The organism is Streptomyces sp. MBT65, assembly GCF_016612545.1.
GTDB lineage: Bacteria > Actinomycetota > Actinomycetes > Streptomycetales > Streptomycetaceae > Streptomyces.
Window position 1 is genome coordinate 1 of sequence record NZ_JAENRY010000427.1, and the last position, 5,341, is coordinate 5,341.

At 68.8% G+C, this 5,341-nt stretch carries 5 protein-coding genes; 2 read left to right on the top strand and 3 right to left on the bottom strand.

The features are described from left to right. The coding region (locus tag JHN63_RS53535) for a hypothetical protein (RefSeq protein ID WP_234478766.1) at positions 1–210 on the top strand (210 nt) is incomplete at its 5' end. A gap of 156 nt (positions 211–366) precedes the next feature. Here the strand turns inward: JHN63_RS53535 and JHN63_RS47105 are convergent. After that, complete coding sequence (locus JHN63_RS47105; RefSeq protein ID WP_200691287.1) at positions 367–1,374, bottom strand: stage II sporulation protein M; 1,008 nt, start codon at positions 1,372–1,374, stop codon at positions 367–369. A 128-nt stretch (positions 1,375–1,502) separates the two neighbouring features. Here JHN63_RS47105 and JHN63_RS47110 point away from each other — a divergent pair, with 128 nt between their 5' ends. After that, positions 1,503–2,537: an RDD family protein gene (locus JHN63_RS47110; protein ID WP_200691288.1), complete on the top strand. Its 1,035-nt coding sequence runs from the start codon at positions 1,503–1,505 to the stop codon at positions 2,535–2,537. 31 nt (positions 2,538–2,568) lie between these two features. On the opposite strand, the gene JHN63_RS47115 is transcribed toward JHN63_RS47110, so the two are convergent. Continuing rightward, positions 2,569–3,183, bottom strand: coding sequence for a hypothetical protein (locus tag JHN63_RS47115; protein WP_200691289.1), 615 nt, complete (start codon positions 3,181–3,183; stop codon positions 2,569–2,571). A 162-nt stretch (positions 3,184–3,345) separates the two neighbouring features. Beyond that, the gene (ahcY, locus tag JHN63_RS47120) at positions 3,346–4,803 is read right to left on the bottom strand and encodes an adenosylhomocysteinase (protein ID WP_200691290.1); all 1,458 of its coding nucleotides are present in this window, start codon (positions 4,801–4,803) and stop codon (positions 3,346–3,348) included. Positions 4,804–5,341 lie beyond the last annotated feature (538 nt).

Below are 5,341 nucleotides of genomic sequence, written 5' to 3' on the forward strand. Positions count from 1 at the left end.
TTTGTACTCACCCTCTCGGGCTTTTCTCCGGGCTTCCCTTCGGTCTTGCGTTTCCGACTCTATCAGACCGTTTCCGGTTCCGATTTCCTCGGTGCTTTCCAGGTTTCCGCTTCCGCGTTTCCCTTTCCGGCGGTTCCGACTTTATCAGAAGTTCCGGGCCGGACTGACCGGCCGCTCTTTTCCGATTCATCGGGAGTGTGGCTTCTTTGAAATCGATATTTCTAGAAGCAGACAGACACTCACTGTCGCCGACCGGACCAGATCCAGTTCTAGGCAACTGTTCGAATCTACCTCCCCGACCGGTCCGTGTCAACGGCTCCTGTGGGGCGAAGAGGAGACTAGCAGCTCAGCAGGAGTGCCCGCACATCAGGCGGCTGTCGGGACGGACGAGCTGCGTTCGGCCGCCTCGACGTCGCCCGTCTCACCGGCGCGTACGGCACGACCGCCCAGGACATAGACGTACGTCAGGAAGGCCCCTTCGGCAACGATGCCGATGCCGATGCGGGCCCAGGTGGGGAGGCCCGACGGGGTGACGAAGCCTTCGATGGCGCCGGAGACGAACAGGACCAGGGCGAGGCCGATCGCCATGCCCACGGCTGCTCGGCCTTCCTCGGCCAGGGCCGTGCGGCGCGAGCGTGGGCCGGGGTCGATGACGGTCCAGCCGAGGCGCATCCCCGTGCCGGCGGCGACGAAGACCGCCGTGAGTTCGAGCAGGCCGTGCGGGAGGACCAGGCCCAGGAACGTGTCGAGGCGGCCCGCAGACGACATCAGCCCGATGCCGACGCCCAGGTTGAGCATGTTCTCGAAGAGGATCCAGAGGACCGGCAGGCCCAGGAAGACGCCCAGGACCAGGCACATCGCGGCGGCCTGGGCGTTGTTCGTCCAGACCTGCGCAGCGAAGGCCGCCGCCGGGTGGCTCGAGTAGTAGGTCTCGTACTCGCCACCGGGGCGGGTGAGGTCGCGCAGTTGGCTCGGGGCCGCGATGGAGGACTGCACTTCGGGGTGGGTACCTATCCACCAGCCCAGAAGGATCGCGACGACGGTCGACAGCAGTGCGGTGGGGACCCACCAGTGGCGTGCTCTGTACACCGCGGCCGGAAAACTGTGCCCCAGGAAGTGTGTGACATCGCGCCAGGAGGCACGACGGGTTCCTGTCACGGCACTACGCGCGCGTGCCACGAGTTGGCTGAGCCGACCGGTGAGCTGGGGGTCCGGGGCACTGGACTGGATCAGGGAGAGATGAGTGGCCGTGCGCTGATACAGCGCGACGAGTTCGTCGGCCTCGGCACCGTTGAGGCGACGCCGGCGGCGGAGCAGCGCGTCGAGGCGGTCCCACTCGGCTCGGTGGGCCGAGACGAAGACGTCGAGGTCCATCTGGTTGCCTGCTCCTCGGCTGCTCGTCGACTGCTGGTCGGGGATCAGCTTGTCGTACTGGGGCGCGATGTGCCCTCAGCTTGGCAGACTGGCTGTTCCAGGGGCAGGGCAGGGGAAGGGCGGCAGGCGTGAGTGAGCTGGTGACGGGCGAGGCGGTGGCGCTGGAGTTGCGCCCCGCGAGGCTGCCCAGCAGGGCGCTGGCGGTGTTGCTCGATCTGATCGTGGCCATAGCCGCCTACACCGGTGTGACCGTGGTGCTGATGCTCTCCACGGCGTCATTGGACGTCGCGGCGCAGGTCGCGGTGTCGATCGCGGCCTTTGTGCTGCTGCTGGTGGGCGGGCCCATAGCGGTGGAGACGTTGAGTCACGGGCGTTCGCTCGGGAAGCTGGCGTTCGGACTGCGCGTGGTGCGGGACGACGGTGGACCGATCCGGTTCCGGCACGCGCTGGTGCGGGGTGCGATCGGCGTGATCGAGATCCTGATGACCTTCGGGGTCGTCGCCTGTATCGCCTCGCTCGTCTCGGCACGCGGGCGGCGGCTCGGGGATGTGTTCGCGGGCACTCTGGTCGTACGGGAAAGGGTGTCCGCCGGGCCGACGGCCTTTGTGCCTCCGCCGCCGCCGTGGCTGACGGGGCGGTTCGCGGAGCTTGATCTGTCGGCCGTTCCCGACGGGCTGTGGCTGGCCATCCGGCAGTACCTGACGCGGATGCAGCAGTTGGATCCGCAGGTCGGCTGGGCCATGGCCCAGCGGCTTGCCGCGGACCTCGTGGCTCGTACGGGCACGCCGGCGCCGCAGGGTGTTCCGCCGGCCGCGTATCTGGCGGCGGTGGTGCAGGAGCGGCAGGCGCGGGATGTGCGGCGGGCTTTCGGAAACGGCGCGGTGGGGGGCGTACCGGCCGGCGCGTTCGGGCCTGGGCCGAGAGCGGGTGTGCCGGGGGCGTTCGGCAATTCGGCGCTTCAACCGTCGTCGGCTCCACAACAGCCTTTTGGTGCCGTTCCGGCGGCTGCTCCTGCTTCTTGGCCGGCCGCTGCCGCTCCCCCTGTTCCCGGCGCAGGTGGCGCGGGAGTCGATCCGGTCGTGCCCGGTGCCCAGCCCTCGGCTCCGCAGAGCACGCCTGCCGCCGCCCCTCGGCCCTCCACCGGGTTCGCACCGCCCGCCTGAGTCTCCCGAACGCGCCCTCGACAACCGTCGTTCAGCCGAAGACGGACGGCGGCGACTCCAACTCCTCCAGCTCGATGCCGGGTGCTGCGAGCACCACGTCGCCGGCGATGTGTACGGCGTGCTGTTCGCCCGTGTCCAGGGCTGTGACCTGGTATTCGTCCACGGTCAGGGGGCCGTTGTCAGTGCCGTGTGTTTCTCTTTTCAGCAAGGCCCAGGACTGGTCCACGGTGCGGGGGGCGAGGACCGGTTCCGTGAGGCTGACCAGGCGGACGCGGGTCGCGGCGGATGAGGGGGTGAGGCGCAGGAGACGGGTGGTGGCGATGAGGAACGCGGGGGAGGTGCCGGTGAAGGCGTGGGCGCGGACATTGCCTTCGGTGGCATCGGTGCCGGTGGGGTCGGTGCGGACCCAGGTGACGCCGTCGAGAGCGGCGCCGCGCACCTGCCAGCTCGCCGCGTGGAGTTCGAGGCGGATGGGGCGGCCGAGTTCGTCGAGCGTGAGGTCGACGGAGCCGTTGTGATCGCCTGAGGGGGTGGTGAGTTGGGAGACATAACGCCAGCCGGAGGGACCGGGGGCGCACTGGAAGTGTTCTGCAGCGAGGGGGGTGTGATCGTGCGGATCGTGGAGCGAATAACGGCCGCGGGGCATCGGGGTCCTGGGTCTTGACGGGCCGGTCCGGCCAAGGGAGCCAAAGGGGCAGGCCCCCGGCACGGGGGTGCGGGGGCCTGCCTCGGAGGATCTGCTGGTGAGTACCTGCCGCTGTGGCCGCGTCAGTGCACGGACGCGGTCGCAGCGGGCGGGGTCGCCGGATCAGTAGCGGTAGTGGTCCGACTTGTACGGGCCCTCGACCTCGACGCCGATGTACGACGCCTGCTCGGGGCGGAGCGTGGTCAGCTTCACGCCGAGCGCGTCCAGGTGGAGGCGGGCGACCTTCTCGTCGAGGTGCTTGGGCAGCACGTAGACGTCGGTCGGGTACTCCTCGGGCTTGGTGAACAGCTCGATCTGGGCCAGGGTCTGGTCCGCGAAGGAGTTGGACATCACGAACGAGGGGTGGCCGGTGGCGTTGCCCAGGTTCAGCAGGCGGCCCTCGGAAAGCACGATGAGGACCTTGCCGTCGGGGAACTTCCAGGTGTGGACCTGGGGCTTGACCTCGTCCTTGACGATGCCCGGGATCTTCGCCAGGCCGGCCATGTCGATCTCGTTGTCGAAGTGACCGATGTTGCCGACGATCGCCTGGTGCTTCATCTTGGCCATGTCCGCGGCCATGATGATGTCCTTGTTGCCGGTCGTGGTGATGAAGATGTCGCCCTTGTCGACGACCTCGTCCAGCGTCGTGACCTGGTAGCCGTCCATCGCCGCCTGCAGAGCGCAGATCGGGTCGATCTCGGTGACGATCACGCGGGCGCCCTGTCCGCGCAGGGACTCCGCGCAGCCCTTGCCCACGTCGCCGTAGCCGAGGACGACCGCGGTCTTGCCGCCGATGAGGACGTCGGTGGCGCGGTTGATGCCGTCGATCAGGGAGTGGCGGCAGCCGTACTTGTTGTCGAACTTCGACTTGGTGACGGCGTCGTTCACGTTGATCGCCGGGAACAGGAGGGTGCCGTCGCGGTGCATCTCGTAGAGACGGTGCACGCCGGTCGTGGTCTCCTCGGTCACGCCGCGGATCTCCGAGGCGAGCTGGGTCCACTTCTGCGAGCCGTCGGTGATGGTGCGCTGGAGGACCTGGAGGACGACGCGGTGCTCGTCGGACTCGGCGGTGTCGAGGGAGGGGACCTTGCCGTCCTTCTCGTACTCGACGCCCTTGTGGACGAGCATGGTGGCGTCGCCGCCGTCGTCCAGGATCATGTTCGGGCCACCGGTGGGGGTGTTCGGCCAGGTCAGCGCCTGCTCCGTGCACCACCAGTACTCCTCCAGGGTCTCGCCCTTCCAGGCGAAGACCGGGATGCCCTGGGGGTTCTCGGGCGTGCCGTTCGGGCCGACGGCGATGGCGGCGGCCGCGTGGTCCTGGGTGGAGAAGATGTTGCAGGACACCCAGCGGACCTCGGCGCCCAGGGCGACCAGGGTCTCGATCAGGACGGCGGTCTGCACGGTCATGTGCAGCGAGCCCATGATGCGGGCGCCGGCCAGCGGCTGGCTGGCGGCGAACTCACGGCGGATCGACATCAGGCCGGGCATCTCGTGCTCGGCGAGGGTGATCTCCTTGCGGCCGAACTCGGCCAGGGAGAGATCGGCGACCTTGAAGTCCTGTCGGTTGTCGACAGTCGTCATTACGAGGAGCTCCTCGGGGTTGGGGCCTGGTGGACACGGCTGGTCTGCGCGGCGACGGACACAGGGGTGCCCGAAGGAGGGCACAGGAATACCCGCGTACGCGCAGCGCAGTCCGTCGGAGGCCCTCTCTCCCTCGGTCGGTCCGCGGTGGGACCGCCCGACCGCCATCAGCAGCGACGTCTGGCTCCCACCCAAGCTACACCGGTGGACCCGGCAGCCCCCAGCCCACCTCAGGACGGATCCAGCCGAAGTCCGGCGGGTGTTCGGTGTCGGACCGGGTTTCCGGGGGAGCTGCGACGGGGTGCCCGCGAGTGGTGGAGACAGGGGATCCGACGGCGGCGACCAGGGACAGACCAGTGACATACGTGCGCCGGTCGTCGGGTTCTCGCGGTCGGTGGAGGGGGTCGGTTCGGTCTGTGTGGGGCTGCGGCTGTCGTGGGTCGCGGGTCCGCACAGGCTGTTCATGGAGACCGGCTAGCCTCGCGCCCGCGGAAGTGCCGCACGGGGAGGGAAACGATGTCGGGCAAGGGGCGGGGAC